At 38.5% G+C, this 21,589-nt stretch carries 16 protein-coding genes; 6 read left to right on the top strand and 10 right to left on the bottom strand.

Going from position 1 to position 21,589, the window contains the following annotated elements; all coding sequences use genetic code 11:
* Positions 1-58 precede the first annotated feature (58 nt).
* The 3 genes from IV512_RS13890 to IV512_RS13880 all read right to left on the bottom strand — a co-directional run bounded on the left by IV512_RS13890 (position 59) and on the right by IV512_RS13880 (position 6,219).
* Complete coding sequence (locus IV512_RS13890; protein ID WP_209404375.1) at positions 59-1,534, bottom strand: arylsulfatase; 1,476 nt, start codon at positions 1,532-1,534, stop codon at positions 59-61.
* A 61-nt stretch (positions 1,535-1,595) separates the two neighbouring features.
* Positions 1,596-3,158 carry a RagB/SusD family nutrient uptake outer membrane protein gene (locus IV512_RS13885; RefSeq protein WP_209404373.1) on the bottom strand — a complete coding sequence of 521 codons (1,563 nt, stop codon included), beginning with the start codon at positions 3,156-3,158 and terminating at the stop codon, positions 1,596-1,598.
* A gap of 13 nt (positions 3,159-3,171) precedes the next feature.
* Positions 3,172-6,219: a TonB-dependent receptor gene (locus IV512_RS13880; RefSeq protein ID WP_209404371.1), complete on the bottom strand. Its 3,048-nt coding sequence runs from the start codon at positions 6,217-6,219 to the stop codon at positions 3,172-3,174.
* Between the two features lie 256 nt (positions 6,220-6,475).
* Here IV512_RS13880 and IV512_RS13875 point away from each other — a divergent pair, with 256 nt between their 5' ends.
* The 3 genes from IV512_RS13875 (at position 6,476) to IV512_RS13865 (ending at position 13,625) form a co-directional block, all read left to right on the top strand.
* Positions 6,476-10,588 (top strand): ATP-binding protein, encoded by a 4,113-nt coding sequence (locus tag IV512_RS13875; protein ID WP_209404369.1) that lies wholly within the window; start codon positions 6,476-6,478, stop codon positions 10,586-10,588.
* Between the two features lie 15 nt (positions 10,589-10,603).
* Positions 10,604-12,037 (top strand): sulfatase, encoded by a 1,434-nt coding sequence (locus IV512_RS13870; RefSeq protein WP_209404367.1) that lies wholly within the window; start codon positions 10,604-10,606, stop codon positions 12,035-12,037.
* 82 nt (positions 12,038-12,119) lie between these two features.
* Positions 12,120-13,625, top strand: coding sequence for a sulfatase (locus IV512_RS13865; RefSeq protein WP_209404365.1), 1,506 nt, complete (start codon positions 12,120-12,122; stop codon positions 13,623-13,625).
* Here the strand turns inward: IV512_RS13865 and IV512_RS13860 are convergent.
* Positions 13,612-14,706 carry a putative glycoside hydrolase gene (locus IV512_RS13860; RefSeq protein WP_209404363.1) on the bottom strand — a complete coding sequence of 365 codons (1,095 nt, stop codon included), beginning with the start codon at positions 14,704-14,706 and terminating at the stop codon, positions 13,612-13,614. The two genes, IV512_RS13865 and IV512_RS13860, sit on opposite strands and share 14 nt — an antisense overlap.
* A complete protein-coding gene (locus IV512_RS13855; RefSeq protein WP_209404361.1) occupies positions 14,693-15,769 on the bottom strand; it encodes a carbohydrate-binding family 9-like protein in 1,077 nt (358 codons plus the stop codon). The genes IV512_RS13860 and IV512_RS13855 overlap by 14 nt, the downstream gene beginning before the upstream one ends.
* A gap of 200 nt (positions 15,770-15,969) precedes the next feature.
* On the opposite strand from IV512_RS13855, the gene IV512_RS13850 reads away from it, so the two are divergent.
* Both IV512_RS13850 and IV512_RS13845 read left to right on the top strand, forming a co-directional pair.
* Entirely contained in the window at positions 15,970-16,527 is a 558-nt protein-coding gene (locus tag IV512_RS13850) for a YeeE/YedE family protein (RefSeq protein WP_209404359.1), read from the top strand.
* Between the two features lie 2 nt (positions 16,528-16,529).
* Positions 16,530-16,943, top strand: coding sequence for a DUF6691 family protein (locus tag IV512_RS13845; RefSeq protein WP_209404357.1), 414 nt, complete (start codon positions 16,530-16,532; stop codon positions 16,941-16,943).
* Positions 16,944-16,967: 24 nt separating this feature from the next.
* Here IV512_RS13845 and IV512_RS13840 read toward each other — a convergent pair whose 3' ends face one another.
* From IV512_RS13840 to IV512_RS13820, 5 genes are all read right to left on the bottom strand, one after another.
* A complete protein-coding gene (locus IV512_RS13840; protein WP_209404355.1) occupies positions 16,968-17,243 on the bottom strand; it encodes an ATP-dependent Clp protease adaptor ClpS in 276 nt (91 codons plus the stop codon).
* A 31-nt stretch (positions 17,244-17,274) separates the two neighbouring features.
* Positions 17,275-18,111 carry a 50S ribosomal protein L11 methyltransferase gene (prmA, locus tag IV512_RS13835; RefSeq protein ID WP_209404353.1) on the bottom strand — a complete coding sequence of 279 codons (837 nt, stop codon included), beginning with the start codon at positions 18,109-18,111 and terminating at the stop codon, positions 17,275-17,277.
* A 72-nt stretch (positions 18,112-18,183) separates the two neighbouring features.
* Positions 18,184-18,933, bottom strand: a complete 750-nt coding sequence (gene tpiA / locus IV512_RS13830; RefSeq protein WP_209404351.1) for a triose-phosphate isomerase — start codon at positions 18,931-18,933, stop codon at positions 18,184-18,186.
* Positions 18,934-18,997: 64 nt separating this feature from the next.
* Positions 18,998-20,092: a BT_3928 family protein gene (locus tag IV512_RS13825; RefSeq protein ID WP_209404349.1), complete on the bottom strand. Its 1,095-nt coding sequence runs from the start codon at positions 20,090-20,092 to the stop codon at positions 18,998-19,000.
* A gap of 1 nt (position 20,093) precedes the next feature.
* Positions 20,094-20,642 carry a DUF1599 domain-containing protein gene (locus tag IV512_RS13820; protein WP_209404347.1) on the bottom strand — a complete coding sequence of 183 codons (549 nt, stop codon included), beginning with the start codon at positions 20,640-20,642 and terminating at the stop codon, positions 20,094-20,096.
* Between the two features lie 106 nt (positions 20,643-20,748).
* Between IV512_RS13820 and folP the strand changes: the two genes are divergently transcribed.
* On the top strand, positions 20,749-21,585 hold the full coding sequence (folP, locus tag IV512_RS13815; protein WP_209404345.1) for a dihydropteroate synthase: 837 nt from the start codon (positions 20,749-20,751) through the stop codon (positions 21,583-21,585).
* Positions 21,586-21,589: the final 4 nt, after the last annotated feature.

Genomic DNA, 21,589 nt, shown 5'->3' with positions numbered 1-21,589 from the left:
GTACATAGAGGGGCTTACCTAATGCAAGCCCCCATATTAACTAAAACTAACTCACTACTTATTCTATATTCAAGTAAGTACCTTGATTAAAGGTAAATACTTCTGAGGGCGTTCTTGCCTGAGCAAAAAGCTGCTCCATTTCTTTTACCACTTCGGGATGTTCGTTTGCTATGTCATTTTGCTCTGAAATATCTTTAGATAAATCGTACAGCTGTAAAGGAGAGTTTTCAGCATCGAAGACATTATATTTTACGGCTTTCCAGTCTCCTTTACGTATGGCTTGCCTCCCCCCTTTTTCATGAAACTCCCAGTACAAATATTGGTGATTCTTCTGCTCACTTTGATTGCCGAGTAAGGTGGGCAGAAATGAGATACCGTCTATATCTTCCGGTTTCTGTAAGCCTGCTATTTCCGAAAATGTAGGAAATACGTCCCAAAAGGCAGAAATATGATCAGTTTCGGTTCCGGCTTCAACTTTATTGGGCCATTTGGCAATCATCGGTACGCGTATTCCCCCTTCGTACAAATCTCTTTTGGTTCCTCTCAAAGGTCCGTTGCTATCAAAATAATCGGGGTCTGCACCACCTTCGGTATGCGGACCATTATCCGATGTAAAAATAATCAACGTATTATCCGCTAAACCCAGGTCCTCAAGCTTGGAAACAATTTCTCCCACTTGTTGGTCTAGTATATGCACCATGGAAACAAATGCCGCATGTGTTTCTTTTTGCGATTCATAAGGTCCTGTTCTATATTCAGGTCCGTCGTCTACCCCTTGGTAAGCTTTTTCAGGAGGAAATTTACCCCGATACTTTTCCATAACCGACTCTGGAGCTGCCAATTCAGCGTGGGGTATGATAGAGGCCACGTACAGAAAAAATGGATTGTCTTTGTTGTTCTCTATAAAATCCAAAGTTTTTTCATGAATGAGTTCAGGGGCATAGGTGCCCTTACTTTTTCCTTCATTGTTCTTTAAAACCAAGGAATCTGAATTTGACCAAAGGTGCCTTGGATAATAATTATGTCCCAGCCTTTGGCAATTATATCCGAAAAAGGTATCAAAACCCTGATTAATGGGGTCGCCCTCCGAACCCGGAAAACCTAATCCCCATTTACCAAAAGCACCCGTTGTATAACCCGCCTTTTTAATTGCTTCGGCTAGGGTATAGGTATTATCAGGAATAGGGTATTGCCCTTCTGGCATTATCTCTTTATTTCCCCTTACTACCGTATGGCCCGTATGCATACCGGTCAGCAAGGCCGATCTTGAAGGGGCGCACACCGTACTGCCGGAATAATGCTGGGTAAAAAGCATGCCCTCTTTTGCCAATTTATCGATATTGGGCGTACTGAATTTATCTTGACCATAAACACTTAAATCACCATAACCTAAGTCATCTGCCAAAATATAAATGATATTCGGCCGTCTGTTTTGATCTGCGATTTTTTGTGTTGATTCTTCACTTTTGCCCCCATTATTTTTGCAGGAAAGGACCAAACCGCCAAGTAATATGAAATAAAGAAATTGTTTCATGGAATATAAAATAAAACCACGAAACTTATTAAACTGCTTCGTGGTTGTTGTCAATTTAATTTTACCTATAGCCGTTATTCGTAGGGTCCGATTCCAGTAAATTCGGGTTCAACTCCAACTGATTTTGAGGTATCGGTAACAATACGTGGTAAGGTTGAATATTGGCACCGGGATTATTCCACTGCCTATGCTCTACCGATTTAACTATATCGAGTAAAATACCCCAACGTATAAGGTCCATTCTACGGTGGCCTTCAGCGCTCAATTCGAACTTGCGTTCTTCGTACATAGCCTCTCTAAATTCGTCTTGTGACATACCACTCCAGGGTTGGTCAGGCTCAAAAGCTCGTTCTCTCACCTTGTTTACATACGCATAGGCAGCTCCTGGTCCGTTCAACTCATTTTCAGCTTCAGCAGCCAACAAGTAAACATCAGCCAAACGATAAACTATATAATTCTCTGGGTGGTTTCCTCTCAGGGAGTTTTCTTGATCTAAATTCCAGTTCTTTCTAAAATATGGAAACGACAATTTCCAGCCAAGATACTCTGTAACAATGGTGGCATCATATCTTAAATCACCTTCTTGCCAATTTTCACGGAGGGCGAATTCAGGTAAAGGAACCGACCAACCGTAACCGGTCATATCCTCATTTCTAGGCCGTAATACCTGATTCTGAAAATAATCTACACGTTGGTATGTCTGCCCGTTGATAATGGTATCTCCATTTCGGTTAAAAGGCTCGTCTCTAATACGTGGATTATAGTCATCTGTTCTAGTCGTATTTAACGGTCCACCTAAATCGGCCTCAAAATCAACAGCAAAAATATGCTCATCGTTATATTGATTACTTGGGTCCGATTGATCAAAAACAGCAGCATAATCATCTAACAACCTGTGCGGACTTTGATCGATTATGATATCACATTCCGCCTTGGCCTCTGCCCACTCTTCATCAAACAAATGGTATTTTGCCTTTAGGGTGGCGGCCGCCCACTTACTTGCTCTACCTAGATCATTACCGGAATAGGAAGTCGGTAACAAATCGAAGGCTCTAGATAAATCGGCTTTCATGGCGCTTCTAATTTCTTCTTTTGGATGTCTACCTAAAACCGACCTTTCCGGAACTGGCAACTGTTCCGTATAGAAAGGAACATCGCCCCAGAGGTTGGTTAAATGAAAATAGGCCAAAGCCCTCAAAAACAATAGCTCGCCCAAACGTTGGTCTCTTATTGCCTCCGACAAGCTTTCATTACCTTCAATATTGGTAATAAATTCAGTAGTATTATTTACCACCCGATATAGTTGGATCCAAGTTCCGTTACCGTCTGCGGTACCTTCTTGAATCAAATAGTTATGAATGGCCCCGTTTACATCTCTATTCGCCGCTTGAATATCGGCTCCACTCGTATAGTAATCATCGAGGCCCCTTTGTCTGTACAAATTGTTATCATGGTATAATCTGTAGACCCCATTTACGGCCAATTCAGCCTCTTTATCATTGGTAAAAAAGGCATCTGGCGTTATCTCATCCCTTAAATCTTCTTCAAGAAATTCATCACATGAGCATAGAAGTAAAAAGCCCAAAAGAAGCGGGAATAAATTATTTATATATTTAGTTTTCATATCTCTATATTATTTAGAATTCCATTTTTACGCCTAAGGTAATTGTTCTGGCATATGGGTATTGTCCCGATGCAAAGCCTTGGGATACAGAATTTAATCCGTTACCTGCTGTAAAGTTGTTAACTTCTGGGTCTCCAAGTGAAAAATCTGTAAAGAGTAATAAATTGGTACCCGTAGCGTAAACATTTAGACTACTGAAAACATCGCCTAACATTCCAGATTCCAAAGGCACTTTATAATTTAGAGTGGCCGTTTTCAATCTTAAATAAGACCCATCTTCGATATTTAAACTACTGTTTGGGTTAAATAGGCTATTTGAAGGTCCAGCCCTTGGTATATCAGTTGTTTCGTTGACCGCCGGTATAAATCTATTCAAAACAATAGGATCAATGTTCTGCTCTCCTCTACCAAAATAGGCCGTCTGTGTTCTCACGTTGAATATTTCGGCACCGTAGCTACCATGAAAAAATACATCTAAAGAAAGGTTCTTGTAGGTAAAGGTATTTCTGAAACCTCCGTAGAAATCGGGAATCGGACTACCCAGCACTAAAAAATCCTCATCATTTATATTACCATCGCCATTTAAATCTTCGTATCGAGGCCCACCGATAAATGATCGACCTTCTCTACCATCTGCAATAATCTCATCAGCACTTTTGTAGGTACCTAAATAGTTGGCACCAACAAAGGTTGGCAGCGCTTCCCCGACAATCAACCTTGCCGAGTTTCCTCCTTGATTTCCTGTAGATTGCAGTGAGATATACTCTTGGTCATCCAATTCAAGGATTTCACTTTTATTGGAGGAAACACTAATATTCGACTCCCACGTAAAATCTTCATTTTGTACGTTAATCGTATTTAAACCTATTTCAAAACCCCGATTTTCAACGGAGCCTAAATTCTGTAATTGGGTTGTAGAATTGGCACCAACTTGCCCTGATAAGGCTACTGAAAGTAAAAGGTCTTCAGTCGTCTTTTTATAATAATCCGCTTCAAAAGTGATTCTATGGTTTAGAAAGCCTAATTCTAAACCTAAATCCAGCTGTTTGGTTGTTTCCCATGTTAAACCGCTACTAGGCACTTGGCCTACCAAGACGCCATTTACCAATGAGCCATTGAAGACCGTGGTGGTGTTGGCATAAGTCGATATGGAATTATAAGCTGCCACACCTTGTTCACCAACGATACCATAGCTACCTCTTACCTTAAATCTATCGATTACATCCGACTCTTGCATAAAAGCCTCTTCATCAATATTCCAAGCCACACCAACAGATGGGAAGAAGGCATATTTGTTACCTGTTTCAAAAACCGAAGAACCATCGTATCTGCCTACCAATGTGAGCAAATATTTACTTTGATAGCCATAATTGACCCGACCCAAAAACGAGGTCAATGTTCTTTGGCCATAACCTGAACCAACTTTGGCCGTTTCGGAATTACCTAAGGCCAAGTTGTTAAATAGCACTACATCATTAGGAAACTGGTCGGCTTCAGAAAACGTACTTTCATTATTATCTTTTTGCCAGGTAAAACCGCCCAACACCTTAATGGAATGGTCTTCAAGATCCAAACCATAATTTAAGGTGTTTTCGTTCAAAAGACTTTTGGAAAAATTGGTATTGACCCTTCCAAAGCCTCCATTGACCCTTTCTGGTAGGATCCCAGGTAAATAGTTGTTTTCTTTAACATAATTCAACTGAGCACCAAAAGTAGATTTGAAAGATAGGTTCTTTGCCAATTCATATTCAACGTAGGCGTTAGTAATGAGTTGAGTAAATAAATCATGGTCGACACGCAATTGTATATCAGCTTCAGGATTTCTTTCTAACCCTGCACTAATAGGGTTTTCAAACGAGAAGCTTCCATCTTCTAAATAAACAGGACGAATAGGAAGCACATTGGCCACTATACCCCCGTAGTCTACTTTATTATTTTCAACTTTATAATGGGTAATATTGGCTCTGATTCCCGTTTTAAGTCGATCCGAGACCTTTACATCCAGATTAGTCCTGAAGTTTACCCGTTCTAGACCAGAACCTCTTAAAACCCCTTTTTGGTTAAAATAGTTACCCGAAATAAAATAGTTGGCGTTTTCCGAGTTTCCGGTAACCGAAACATCGGTATTTGATATGCCACCGGGCTGTTCAACCAAATCTAACCAATCTGTGGTAGTAGTATTATTAGGATTCAACACCAACGGTAACGAGGTATCTGTGAATCCAAATCCATCTGCACCTGGTACAAATTGATATGATTCATTTTTATAATCTATAAAATCTTGACCTCCTAAAATTTCAATCCTATTGGCCGTTTGTTGTAAACTATAATAGTGGTTGATGGATATCTTGGGTTTCCCGGGCGCCATACCTTTCCCATTTTTGGTGGTGATCAAAACAACTCCAGAGGCCCCTCTTGTTCCATATATCGAAAGAGCGGTAGCGTCTTTCAAAATTTCAATTGATTCAATATCGTTTACGTTAATGGTATTTAGGTCAAAGCCAGTTCCGGCAATAAAACCGTCTACCACATACAGTGGGTCGTTATTACCATTAATTGAGCTATTACCTCGAATTCGAATGGTAGCACCTGATCCTGGTGTACCACTGTTAGAAGTTACTTCAACACCAGTCGCCCTACCTTGAAGGGCTTGGTCTACCCTTGCTACCGGTTGATTTTCAAGTACGTCTGATTTTACCGACGATACGGAGGATACCAAATCTTTTTTGGTGGCCGTACCATAGCCAATAACAACTACCTCATCTAGCTGAGAAACATCTTCTTGCAACACCACGTTAATAGTGGATTCATTACCTATTGAAATGGTCTGGGGCAAAAAGCCCAAATAGGTGAACTCCAACGTTGCTCCCGTAGGTGCTTCTATGGAGTAATTTCCGTCAAAATCTGCAACTGCCCCTTTTGCTGATCCTTTTACCAATACGTTCACACCCGGCAAAGGTTGCCCGGTTTCATCGGTAATGGTACCTGTTACTATTTGTTGCGCTTGAAAAGACCAAGTACTGTACAACATTAACAGTAATACTAATCGTTTTACATTCATAATGGTTTTGTTGATTAATTATGTAATTAGTAGCCCTAGAGTTGAGTTTCTAGGCAATGGTATAAATGTAATCTGTTGATGGAAGTTGAAAATCTCAAATAGGTATACAAATGTTGCAAACACCCGGATAATAACTATCAAGCAAGAATTTGCAACATAATTGCCCTATATTTAAAACAAATCTTACAATGAGGTGTTGTAGTGTAGTTAACATTAAAAGAAGTTCATCTCTAACTTTGTCGATTGCCCCGAAAAAATGAAAGCATTCATTACCTTTTTCTTTTTTTCCCTATGGTTAAGTATAGGAAATAGTCAAAAAATTGATGTGCACCTCAACGAATTACGCGTCGATGGTGGTAGGTTCAATAAAAAAACCAATACCGTTTTTGCCGACCATCTAGGTTTTTTATGGTTAGGGACCGATAGTGGACTTTATAGATATGATGGGCATACCTTATTGGAAAATCAATATGATGTTTTTGACCAAAACTCTATACCCAACAACAGTATCAATTCTATTATTGAAGATGATTTAGGCAACTTATGGATAGGAAGTGAAAGTTATCTTATTAGATACCATAGAGCTACCCACAGCTTTAAAGGGTTCTATAAAAACAATACTACTACAATACTTGGAAAATCTAAGGATGGAACCATTTGGGCCAATCTTAGAAATACCGGTATCATCAAAATAACACCTCATAATGAAATTTCTAAAATTGAATTTCAAACGCAGTTAAATTACCTACAAAAGAATTTTCAATGGACCTATGACCGCGAAATTGATGATTACTGCGAAGACCTATTTGGCAGGCATTGGTTTGCCACACCTCAAGGCATATGGGCCATTGGCTCAGGTAATAAAATTATAAAAACCAGTTTTGACATTCCCACTAGATTTTTATCGCCACTGGATAACAACCATTTTTTAGCCGTTACCGACAAGGGCATATTTCTGCTAGCTTATTATAAGAATAACTTCAAGTTAGCTGTACAACAAAAAATTAATGATGTCGAGGTAGATGTGAACTTCTCTGATTTACGCGCTATTTCAAATGACCTTAAATCAAATAGCACATGGTTGGCCACCCCGTCAAAAATATACACGTTAAACAAAAAAGATAATCAATACCTCTTTAGTTGCATTAATGAAAAAATAGAAAATGATGTAAGTAGGGTCAATGACAACCACATAAACGATCTTGTTATGGATAGTTATAATAATTTATGGATTGCTACTGACCAAGGTGTAAAAATGTATAATAACCGTAATTCGATTTTTGATTATATCAACCTAGGGGTAGGAAGTTCAAATGGTCTTGTGCGATCTATGGTGCTTGATGATGATCAACGACATATCTTCTTATATCTTGAAGATATTGGCTTTTATTCCTATAATATAAGTACTAAAAATCTACAGTTATTGGTAGAATCGAAACAAAACTTCGGAATGGTAAAACACAGTTACCAGCGTAACCAATACCTTATGGGAACAGGCCCCTATTTATTAAAATCAGAGAAGACACAGTCAGGGGAAAATATTAAGATTCAATTTGATACACTTAAAAAGTATAATAAAACAGTTAGAGATATAATTTCTTTAAATTCCAATGAAATATGGGTAGGTCTTTGGGGCGGTGGAGTTGATATCATAAGTTCCGAAAAAAAATTGGCCGAATTTAAAGAAAAGGTCATCGCTTCTTTTAGAGACAAGAATGTATCCGCAATGCATCTTGACAAAAAGCAGAACATCTGGATTGGAACCAGAGGAGATGGGCTATTTAAGATAGACTTGATCAATGAGCAAATACTTGCCTACGCCCCTAAAGAAAATGGGTTGAACTCGAATGCTATCCTTTGCTTTCTTGAAGAAAATGCTCGTTTATGGATTGGAACACGAGGAGGTGGGCTTAACCTTTATGATTATGACTCAAATGTGTTTAAAAACTATGGGAAGAAGGAAGGACTGGCCTCTACTACGGTTGCAGGTATTACCAAAAATGCATCAGGAAATATATGGTTAAGTACAAGGGCGGGAATTTCTCAATTCAATGTAAAAGAAGAGCAATTTGTAAATTTTTCGGTTGAAGATGGGGTGGATGAAAGTCATTTTGTTTTCAATTCATTTACTGCAGACCAATTGGGAAATGCTGTTTTTGGCTGTCCTGGAGGGTTTTACACCGTCAGCACCAGTAGTTTTGAAAAAATTGCCTTAAAACCAAATACTGTAATAACCAATTATACCATATTCAACGGTTTTGATAAATCTGATTCTTTTGAAGAAAATAATCGAGTTAAAATACATAGTGGCAGAGATACTACCTTGACACTAGAATATGACCAAAATAATATTGCTTTTGAATTTTCTTCTCTTGACCTAACTGCACCCAATAAAAATCATTTTGCCTACAAACTCGATGGTGTCAACGATTTTTGGCACTATACAAAAGCCTCCAATCGCAATGCCAATTATAATGACCTACCACCTGGTGAATATACTTTTAATGTTAAAAGCACCAATAACGACGGCATTTGGAACAATCAACCCACAACGATCAACTTTAAGATAAACCCACCCTTTTGGAAAAGCAAACTTGCATACACCTTCTATTTAATCTTATTTGCCCTTCTTAGTTTTATCGCATATACGTTGATAAAGAGATGGTATCGTCTGAAGAAAAAACTGGTGGCCGAAACTGTAAGTAGGGAAAAAGATAATGAAATCAATAGAATGAAAATGGTGTTCTTCACAGATATTTCACATGAACTAAGAACGCCCCTCTCACTTATTCTAGGCACTATTGAGAAAGTGGTAAAAGAGAGAAAGTTCACTCTTGGCCCTGTGACCTCTCAAAGAATATACAATAATACCTTAAGAATGCATCGGCTGATCAATCAGTTGATGGATATTCGCAAATTTGATGAGGGCAAAATAAAATTAAACATCTCGAGAAATAATCTATTAAAGGATGTTGAAATTATTAAAAGTGCTTTCAATGATTTTGCTAGAATTTATGAGATAGATTATCTCTTTTTAACAGAAGAAAAAGAAATTATAGCATGGTATGATGTCGACATCTTAGAAAAAATCTTGTTCAATCTATTGTCAAATGCATTTAAATACACTCAAAAAAATGGCGAAATAGTTGTGACCTTAGAAAGAACGAAAGAATCAAAAGTTCCTTCATATCCTTTTAAAAAATTGAGTTCGAACCTTTTTATAGAGTGTACCGTAAAAGATAATGGCATAGGCATACCAGAAGCTGATTTACCACATATCTTTGATCGTTATTACCAATCTACCAAGCAGTATAGTAATCAAATACCCGGAACCGGAATCGGCATGGAGCTGGTACAAAAACTAGTAGAAAAGCACCATGGGCATATTGAAGTTCGAAGTACCGAGAACGTATTTACAGAGTTCACCTTTTATCTGCCCATCAACAAAAAGACCTATCATAAGAAAGAAAGAGTAGACACCAGAATTCCATTGACCAAAAATTTCATCAAAAACTCTGAATATCAAGTAATCGAAGAAATTTCTCAAGAGTTTGACCAACGTTCAAAAAATAACCAGTCGGCAAAATCCAAAATATTATTGGTCGAGGATAATGATGAATTGAGGCAGATGGTAAAGGATGATCTTTCAAATGATTACGTCATTATTGAAGCGATTAATGGTACAGAAGGGTTTGAAGCCTGTATTAGTCAAAAACCTGACCTCATAATTTGTGACATACTTATGCCCGTGACCGACGGCATAAGCATGCTCAAAATGGTTAAAAGCAATGATGCTACCAAATCTATTCCTGTTTTTATGCTCACCGCCAAGAACTCTGCTGAAACTAAAATAGAATGTTTGAGTTTGGGCGCCGAAGATTATATTGAAAAACCGTTCAGCCTAGAATTTGTAAAGTGGAAGGTTAAGAACTGTTTTGAAACAAGACTAATGTTAAAAGACAGATATAGTAAGGTAGTTACAGGTGCTCCATCAGAAGTTCAATATGAAACAAACGATGAAAAGTTCATTGCCAATCTCGTTAACATAATTGAAAATTATATGGATGATAATTCTTTGAACGTTGAGTTTTTAGCTTCGGAAATAGGAATGAGCAGGGCTAATTTATATAGAAAACTACAAGCTATCAATAATGAGACGCCTGTAAATTTTATAAAAAAAATACGCTTGGAAAGGGCCGCTCAACTTTTAAGAGATAAGAATATATACATCTCTGAAGTAGCGTATATGACTGGCTTCAGCAATCAAAAATACTTTAGCAAATGTTTTCAAAAAGAATATGGAATGAGCCCTAGAAACTATGCAAAAGCACTAGCTGATGATACAGATAAAAATATCTCTACACCTTAAACAAATTACTTACCAATGTTTTTTAATAATTATTTCATTCATCACCTTTTTATATTGACAACCAGTCTACTCATACATGGGCAAGATAATACGGTCGATAATTATGAAAAAAAGAAACCAAATATTGTAATTATAAATATTGATGATCTAGGTTATAAAGATTTGGGTTTTATGGGAAGCACTTACTATGAAACACCCCATATCGATAGGCTTTCAAAAGAAGGGATGTCGTTTAGCAATGCTTATTCGGGTGCTTCAAATTGTGCACCCAGCCGGGCCTGTCTTCTTAGCGGGTTGAATACTCCAAGACATGGTATTTACACTGTTAGCCCTTCTGCAAGAGGCCATATTAAGACTCGAAAACTCATTCCCATAAAAAACAAAGACCATTTGAATGACTCCATTTTCACCCTGCCAAAAATGCTTCGATCTGCAGATTATGTGACTGGTAGTATAGGAAAATGGCATGTGGGAGATAATCCTAAAAAACAAGGCATTCAGTACAATGTTGGGGGGAGTTCGAAAGGCAATCCTGGCATAAATGGTTATTTCTCACCCTACAATATCGACTATATCGAGAATGGGCCTGAAGGTGAATATCTTACAGATAGACTAACCGATGAGGCCATTACATATATTGAAAAATTTAAGGATTCTACCTTTTTTCTCTATTTGCCCTATTACACCGTGCACACTCCTATTATGGGCAAGCAAGAACTTATTGAAAAGTTTAAGTCAAAAAAATCAGAAGAGGGACAGAGTAGGGCTGACTATGCGGCAATGATTTATTCTATGGACCAAAATGTTGGAAGAATATTGAATAAGCTTAAAAAGGAAGGTTTGGAAGAAAATACACTCGTTATTTTCACTTCGGATAATGGTGGAATTAGAGCTATTTCTAGACAAACCCCATTAAGGGCCGGAAAAGGTTCGTATTATGAAGGGGGTATTCGGGTACCACTAATAGTTAAATGGCCCAAAAGGATAAAATCAAATGCGACATCTGACCAGCTTGTAAGCAACCTTGACTTCTACCCAACTCTTCAAAGTATTGTGAAACCCCTACAAAAAGCACCTCTATTAGATGGTATCAATCTTGAAAAGGTACTGTACGATAACGCCAAAATAGAAAGAAATCTCTTTTTCCATTTCCCCATATACCTACAAAAGTATGATGCAAATCAAGACCAAGGCAGAGATCCTTTATTTCGAACCAGGCCAGGTTCCGTTATCATTTCAGGAGAATGGAAACTGCATGAATATTTTGAAGATGGCGGTCTTGAACTGTATAACTTAAGAACTGATATTGGTGAAACCAAAAATTTGACCAACCAAGAACCTAAAATTACCGAACAACTGCATCACGAATTGAAAAATTGGCGAGCTCTGACCAATGCGCCGGTACCAAGCGAAGCCAATGATTTATTTGACCCCGATTACCTTCATTAAAATTGGTAAAACAATACCTACGGTACAGCACAGGATAGTTTTTATTTTTAATGGCTCTATATTTATATAGAATCCGTTCTACATGAAAAATATTATTGTTTCTATTCTGGTGCTAAACATCCTAATCAGTTGTAATACCCCTTCGAAACAATCTTTCAAAGAAAAATCTCCGAACATCATATTTATTTTGGCCGATGACCTTGGCTGGGCCGATTTGCCAGTATATGGCAACGAATTTAATGAAGCCCCAAATCTCGACAAACTAGCTCAACAAGCAATGCGTTTTACCAATGCATACGCGGCCAACCCTGTATGCTCGCCGAGCAGGGCAAGTATTCAAACAGGGTTATACCCTGCAAGAATTGGAATCAATGATTTTTTACCAGGCCATTGGCGACCTCACGAAAAATTAATGGTGCCAATGAATAAAACCCAATATCTTCCCCTAGATTATGAAACTATAGGCGAAGCCCTGAAGCCTTCTGGTTACGCGACTGGTTATTTTGGTAAATGGCACTTGGGCCACACTGAAAAACATCACCCAAAAAATCAAGGCTATGACGAAAGTTTGGTTCATCAGGGTGGACGTTTCTTCAATTTTAACGAGCAAATGCATCCTACGACAGATTTCCCTGATGGCAAAATTCTTTCTGAAGCTTTGACCGATAAAAGCATAGATTTTATTGAGAACAATAAGGACCAACCTTTTTTTCTCTTCTTAGCACATTTCGATGTTCATGTTCAATTGGATGCACATTCAGAACAAATAGAAAAATTTATAAAAAAACCTAAAGCCGATGGCTACCCTTCGAATGCTATTTACGCAGCTATGGTCGAGAACATTGATAAAAGCGTAGGTCGAATCATGAACAAACTTGAGTACCTGAATTTGGCCGACGACACCATCATCATATTCTTTTCCGACAACGGAGGTTTAGTAAGCAGGTTTGATGAAATTCCTTTAATAGCCAAAAATAAATTGCATTATTACGAAGGTGATAGCCTACAATATATAGCTTCTTCGAATCAACCTTTAAGAGCTGAAAAAGGTACTGTTTATGAGGGAGGAATTAAAGAGCCCCTACTTATCAAGTGGCCAAAAAAGGTAACTAAAGGTAGTCAGTCAGACGCCATCGTAAGCAGTATTGACCTTTTCCCTACCATAATAGAAATGGCAACTGGGGAAACTCCAAAAAATCAAACGGTGGACGGGGTTAGCATGGTACCCACGCTAAAGGGTCTTAACCACAACAATGAGAGAGCCGTCTTTTGGCATTACCCAGTCTATCACCATTCTGTTCCGGCAAGCGCTATTAGAAAAGGCGACTGGAAACTGATTCAATTTCTAGACGATGACCGACTTGAACTCTACAACCTCATAAACGACATTGGCGAAAGCCATAATCTTGCTTATGAAGAAAGTGAGAAAGCAGAAGAACTTTTACAACTTCTCAACAATTGGCGAGAAAAAGTCGATGCCGCAATGCCCATCCAAAATCCACATTTTGATAAGGAAAAAAGAAAAGAATGGGGCCGTCACCCAAATTTTGAAGATATGGTCACCGGCACTAGTACTACTCAGCCCTAAAGCCTTTTATTACCCGCCATTGTTCGTCGGTTATCGCAGGGCCATCAAAAAATGATGCTCCTTTCGCCCCGTTATCTTTGACATGACGAATGGCTTGCTCTAGCTCATCTACCGACATCTGAGGCACATATATTCCAGTATGAAGCTCGGTATTTTTTCCTTCGAGATCCTTTACTCCTTGACCAGTAGCGTAACCTACCCAATCAATCTCTTCGTTATAAAAACTGTTGTAAATCATTGGCAGTACTACATCAACATTCCATTTGTCCCAACGTTGACGCACCATATGATCTGCCATCTCAGGATAAGGAAATACGGCAGCGGTCAATATTTTACCATTCTCATGCACAATTTCATAGGCTTCGTCTACAATCGCCTTTACTTTGTTCAACCTAAAGTTTTTCCATTCCATATCGATTGCAGGGTTGTTAGAGTTCCTTGGATTTTTATGATGTTCTTTCTCAAACTCAGAAACACAAACATCGCAATAACAAAAATCATATCTCGGCAGCTCTACATCTTGCTTTAGATTATACTTGGGCAATAAACTAATAGGCAAGAAAATATCGGAATAACGTATGTAATCTAGGTGCACACTGGCAACACCATCAACTTGGGCCAACCCTTTTACCAAACTCAAAATGTGTTCTCGAGATTCTTTTCTTGTCGGGCACAACCATTTGTAGTAGCCCACATAAGGCGGTTCATCATAACAAGATTTACCATCTCTACTTACGGCATACCATTCTGGGTGTTGTTGGGCAATTTTATCTCCCGGTCTATTGACCGTAAACATCCAACCGTGAACTTCGAGGCCATGTTGCGTAGCCAAAGGCGTTAATCTTTTCAAAAGTTTAGGGTCTGCATAGGTGTTGATCAGCACCGCATTTATACCATTGGAGGCATACTTTTCAAATTCCTCTGAAAAAGATTTATCAGTTCGCTTGGCATCGGCGGTAACCCATGTCCAGAATTTAAAATCTTTTGTATCATCCTCATTTTGAGCATTGCCAGACAACACTAGACCTAACACCAATATTATGAAACACCGTACGCTAAAATTTTCTCTACCTATTCTCATAACTACTAAATTCACCATCTTCTTTTATTACTAATAATTTATTAGAGAACGGACTTCTAGCCATTACCGTCCATCCTCCTAAATATTTTTCTACCTCTATGTCAACAACCTCTTTGAGAATCACTTCTTGAGATGATTCCACTTCGTTACTTACTTCATCAAAGTTGTCTCCCGCATGCAGCAATTTTCTATATTGCTTGTATAAATTCCATTTTAGGTATTCATCTTTCGAAATCTGAAAATCGACCTTTTCGCCCACCTTGGTATCAGACACATATAAATAGCCCCAGTGCTCAGGCTCATGCATATTGATTACGCCTTGAGAAGACCAAACCCAATTGTACTCCGGTAAAAACTTACCATGGTCATCTTTTTTTCTGGAATATTTTCCGTTATTCAAATCATGGTCCCAATTGACTCGGGAAAAATTGATACGCCAAAATTCATTTTTAGGTATCCCCTTCGTTTTACTGGCTTCCGTAATCACCCTCCAAGGTATGGCAATCTCAACGGCCCATCCTTTATCGATATCGTTCGAGTCGTTTATAGTACCGTTGACATGTACAGCAGTCTTTAAATTCTGAATATCCCAGCTATCGATTATTTTTCCATGATTACGATAGGGTTTGGTCAAAAAGAGATCCCAAACCGTATTTAAAGCGTTCATTTCAAACTCATAGTAATTGTGCGTATCTCCATCAGGATCGATAAAAATCTCAAAATCGTTGTTATAAAAAATAACGGTATCTCTCTGTTTCAAATTTGCCCACACATGGGGTTCTTCCATTTCAGTAAAAAAATAGAGATTGGTATCATCGTATAGCATTTTCATACGGGTTCTATACTTTGGAGACTTAACACCCTCAATATCGATATAATCGTCACTCCATTCAACCTCTCCCCAAGAGTCTTCATTGGCTTGACCATCAATCTCTATAGAGTCGGTAGTTCTTTGAACTATGTAACTTCTCGGTGGTGATTGTGCCTTGACCAAGAATGCCGAAAGCAGAAATAATAATATTAGAAGACCTTTAGACCAACTCGAAAAGGTATTGGTTTTCATAATTTTTAGTTTGGTTTGGTATGGTTTGGGAGCCAAAAATATACAATTTGACCGATTAGCTCATGTCAAGTATCATTTTTTAGGAATTTCATAAAAAGGAATAACTTTTTCAATTATGCCCGTACATTTATGACCAATGATTGTAACATTTATTACTTACTTATACTCAAGTAAGCTATAAATTTGTATAAATTTCTTCTATGGAACTTATTCTAAAACCATGGCCTTGGTATATATCTGGCCCCCTGATTACCGCAGTAATGGTTTTCTTGGTTTATTTCGGAAAGAATTTCGGAATGTCATCTAACCTACGTACTTTTTGTAGTATAGGTGGCGCCGGAAAATATGCAGATTTCTTTCGTTTTGATTGGAAAGCCCAACGCTGGAATCTCATTGTTGTTCTTGGGGCAATTATTGGAGGGTTTATTGCTGTTCAATTTCTCTCTGACGGCTCAGCTATCGAATTAAACCCTGAAACCATTTCAGACCTAAATCAGTTGGGCTTTCAAGATGTCGGCAGCGCCTTACTACCGGCCGAAATCTACGACTGGCAAAATGTACTTTCCCTTAAAGGCTTACTAATTCTGATAGGAGCAGGATTTTTAGTGGGCTTCGGAACCCGTTATGCCGGGGGCTGCACATCTGGCCATGCCATTACAGGCTTAAGTAACCTACAACTACCTTCTTTAATAGCGGTAATCGGTTTTTTTATCGGCGGACTGATTATGACCCACTTCTTATTACCCCTAATATTTTAAGTATGAAATTTCTCAAATTTTTATTCGTAGGTATTTTTTTCGGAATCGTATTAGTAAAATCGGAAGCTGTTTCATGGTATCGAATTTTCGAGATGTTCAAATTTCAATCTTTTCACATGTATGGTATAATCGGTTCTGCAGTAATACTCGGCGTATTATCGGTATGGCTTCTTAAAAGATTGAAAATAAAAACCACAGAGGGCAAAGAGGTTTATCTACCACCGAAGGACAAAGGTATCGTTCGATATCTTTTGGGAGGTTCAATTTTCGGTTTGGGCTGGGCTTTGGCCGGTGCTTGCCCAGGCCCTATGTATATTCTGTTGGGTACCGGGGTATTCAGTATGTTGATCGTAATTTTCGGCGCTGTGTTGGGCACTTTCGTCTACGGAATTCTCAAACCCCGTTTACCGCATTAGTCAGATAAAAACCGGAATTACATATTAAACAATCTCCGCACTTAGACCAGCTTGCAACAGTTTTCCGCAACGCGGTTCTAAGTCGCTATACTCACCGGTTTTAACCGTACACTTTCCTTTATAATGTACGATTAGTGAGCATTGTTCTGCTTGCTCGGCAGTGTGCTCGCAGGCATCGATTAACGTCTCTATTACATGATCGAAGGTATTTACATCATCATTGAACAGAACTATTTCATTTTGTTTTAATACCTCTTCCTCTAGAAGAAGTTCTTCTGAAATTTTTTCTTTTGTACTCATAGCTATCATTTTCAGGTACGTACATGTCTTTCTAAAATACATATTTTACCGCAACCCAATCATTCCTCTGAATATTTTTTTCAAATTTTAATCCACAGGGGTTACATTTTTCAGATATGATAAAAATATCATCCTGATAGAACCCACTTACAAAAAGTATACCATTCGGGGCAAGATTTTTTGCATAGGTAGGAATATCTTCCAATAGAATATTTCGATTGATATTGGCTATGATTACATCGTAAGTAGTGTTACCCAGCAAGGCAACATCACCCTCAAAAACCTCAACATGATCCACCCCATTTCTCTGCACATTTTCTTTTGCATTTAGATAGCACCAATTGTCGATATCGATAGCATGGATTAGCTTTGCCCCTTTCATTGCCGAAAGAATGGCCAGAACACCGGTACCACAGCCCATATCAAGAACAGACTTACCTTCGAAATCATGCTCAAGTATAAATTGCAGCATCATGTGCGTTGTCTCATGATGCCCCGTACCGAAGCTCATCTTGGGTTCGATGACTATATCATAATCTACATCGGGCTTTTTGTGAAACGGAGCCCTTACCACACATTGTTCACCCACTTGAATGGCATTGAAGTTTTGCTCCCAAGTGGCGTTCCAGTTTTCCTGTTCAATTTCTTTGACCGAATAATGAAAAGAAAACTCTGTATTTTCAAGAATCTCTATGGTATCAATTAGATTTTTAGACCAATCATTCTTTTGAATGTAAGCTAAAAGACCTGTTTCGTTTTCAACGAAACTTTCAAAGCCCGCCTCTCCCAACTCAGCTATCAAAATATCAGATGCCGGCTGCAGAGGCGAAACCGTGAAATTATATTCAATATAAATGGTGTTGCCCATCAGTTAATTTTTCGGAACAAATTTTAGAGAATTGTTCCATAAGATGAAAAGTACTTGAAGCTTTTCTTTAGATTAAATCGATTCGATAATGGCTACGAAATCGTCTGCCACTAGAGAAGCCCCACCTATTAAACCACCATCAACATCGGGTTTACCGAATATTTCTTTTGCATTGGCCGGTTTAACACTACCGCCATAAAGTATAGAAACATTATTGGCTACAGAAGCATCATATGCTTCTGTAATGGTCTTTCTAATAAATGCATGCATTTCTTGTGCTTGCTCAGGAGAAGCGGTCTCACCTGTGCCAATCGCCCAAACCGGTTCGTAAGCCAAAACAATTTTACTCCACGCTGAAGCGTCTAAAGAGAAAAGCGCATTCTTCAATTGAGTCTCGACCACCTTAAAATGGTTTTCAGATTTACGATCTTCCAGCTCTTCGCCAAAGCAAAACATAACTCTCATGTTCTTCTCCAACGCCGCAACAACTTTTTTGGCCAAAATTTCATCCGTTTCACCAAAATAGGCCCTACGCTCAGAATGACCGATAATCACGGTTTCAACGTTGATACCTAAAAGCATGTCTGCTGAAATCTCACCTGTATAGGCACCACTCTCGGCGAAATGCATATTTTGGGCAATTACCTCTATCACCGATGACTCTAAGGTGCGAACGGCCCCAGCCAAGTTAACATAGGTAGGAGCTACCATAACCTCTGCTTGGGTATCTGGCAATTTAGCCGACAGCTCTGTCAACACGGCCTCAGTATCAGCGGAGTTTTTATTCATTTTCCAGTTACCTGCTACTATCTTACTTCTCATTTTCTTTAAATTTAGTGTTTCAGGAAGAATTTAAATTGAAGAATCAGCTATGAAAATTCTGAGATTACAATTCTAAATCTTCCAAATCGTTATAATGTACTTTTTGTTTAATAGTTCCCTTTTCCAAGACCAATACACCCGGGTTAGAGCGTACAATTGTTTTTAAGGTAGTCTCATCGGTAAAGTAAAATTCGAAATCTAATTGATGGTCATTAATCAATTTTCCACTTTGCTCTGTATTCGATGCCGACATGCCTATGACCTTATACCCTTGAGATGCCGCTTCATCTGCCGATTTTTTCAATTCAGAATAAACCTCTTCATTCGTCTTTCTTAAATCGTAGGCTACAACCATGAACAATTTCGGTTCGTTCATTAAAGCGGCAGTGAAATCTTCACCGTTCTGCTCAATTGTAAAATCATGAATCGGAGGTTCGTAGCCCTTCTGCACCTCGGTGGTTTCTACATCTACAAATTCGCCCTCCACTTGCGGGTAATCACCTTGAGTTACGATGACTTTTTCTTCGCCGTTGACGTTAAACTTCCACGCATAATCATGAATGGGTTTAGCGGCATTATCCGGTACGCTCATTCCATCTATAATATTAGCTCCTATTTTATAGGGTCTAAAGTCGATTACAGGCAAGTGATTAAGTACATGGTTACAATATAAAACACAAAATACCAAAGAAAGGGCTATAACCACACGTATGCCCATCGAACTGAAAAGAGGCTTAATAAATTTTTGACCGACAAAAAGTACCACGATTAAAACCAGCAGAATAATATCTTTGGTAAACGATTCCCACGGCGTTAATTTAATGGCATCGCCAAAACAACCGCAATCGGTCACTTTATTAAAATAGGCCGAGTAGAAAGTCAAAAAGGTGAAGCCGATAATCATAAGCAAGAGACTCCAAACTGTAAATTTTACCCGAAAACCGATTAAAAGCATTACCCCCAGAAGAACCTCGAAGACTACTACAAAAATCGATATGGCAAGGGCATAAGGTTCTAAAAAAGGAAGATCTAAAACGCCCTGACTGAAATATTCCTCTAATTTGAACGAGAACCCCACGGGGTCGTTCAATTTTATAAATCCGCTGATAATAAAAAGAACTCCGACTAGAATACGGCTTAGACCAACGAGATATTTCATGCTATTCAGGGCTTTTTTCGTTTAAATGGATCATGGCAAAAACAGAGTAATTGACCATATCTTGATAATTTGCATCGATACCCTCGCTAACCAAGGTCTTACCTTGGTTATCTTCAATCTGTTTTACCCGTAACAACTTCTGTAGAATAAGGTCGGTCAACGAGCTTACACGCATATCGCGCCATGCTTCACCATAGTCATGGTTTTTATTCTCCATGAGCTGCTTGGTAACACTTATATGTTTATCGAACAGTTCCACCGCCTCTTGGGTTTCCATATCTGGTTGCTCGACTATACCTTTCTCAAGTTGAATCAAGGCCATGATCGAGTAATTGATAATTCCGATAAATTCAGATTTTTCACCCTCATCTACCTTTCGTATTTCATTTTTTTGAAGACTACGAATTCGTTGTGCCTTAATGTATATCTGGTCGGTCAATGAAGGTAGTCGCAATATTCTCCATGCACTTCCATAATCCTTCATCTTATTTTGAAATAATTCTCGGCAAATTTTTATTACCTCATCATATTGCTCAGAAGTTTGTGGCATGGATATCGTTTCTAATTTGCGTAAATTTCACACAAAATTTTGAATTGCTCAAAGTTCGTGTTTTAAACTTGGTTATTCAAATGATACCGCCTCAACTTTATACAAAATGACTATCAATTGCAAAGGCAATCTCATAGACCTATCATCCCCAAAAATCATGGGCATTTTAAATATAACGCCCGACTCTTTTTATGATGGGGGAAAGTTTACTAATGTAAAGCTTGTTCTTGAACAAACGGAAAAAATGCTCACCGAAGGAGCTACGTTCATAGATATTGGTGCATATAGTTCACGACCAGGAGCCGATGACGTGCTTGAGGAAGAAGAAATAAGCCGTATTGTACCAGTTGTGGAAGCTTTAATCAAAGAATTTCCTGACGTACTGATATCAATCGACACTTTTAGAAGTAAGGTGGCTTCTCAATGCCTTCAGGCCGGTGCCGCTCTTATTAATGATATTTCAGCTGGTCTCATCGACAAAAACATGCTTTCGGTAATTGCTCGGTATAAAGTACCCTATATTATGATGCACATGAAAGGAACTCCGAAGACTATGCAACAGAATACAGATTATGAGAATATGCTGGTGGATGTTTTAAAATACTTTTCGGAAAGAATTGCCACTGCCACCAATTTGGGCATAGTGGATATAATTATTGATCCCGGATTTGGATTTTCGAAGACAACGGAACAAAATTATGAGCTATTGTCAAAAATAGATTTATTCGCAAATGTGGAACGCCCCTTGCTTATCGGGCTCAGTAGAAAATCGATGATTTACAAAACTCTGAATACCAATGCCGAAAACGCTTTAAACGGCACTACAGCGTTAAATATGCAAGCTCTTATGAAAGGCGCCAATATTTTAAGGGTTCACGACGTTAAAGAAGCACTGGAATGTGTTAAACTTGCAGAACAAATGAAGAGCGAATTAATTTCCTAAATTT

The organism is Pseudozobellia sp. WGM2, assembly GCF_017810075.1.
Classification (GTDB): Bacteria; Bacteroidota; Bacteroidia; order Flavobacteriales; family Flavobacteriaceae; genus JADNYK01.
The sequence above is the reverse complement of the archived record's forward strand: the minus strand, read 5'-3'. Positions and strand labels throughout refer to the sequence as shown.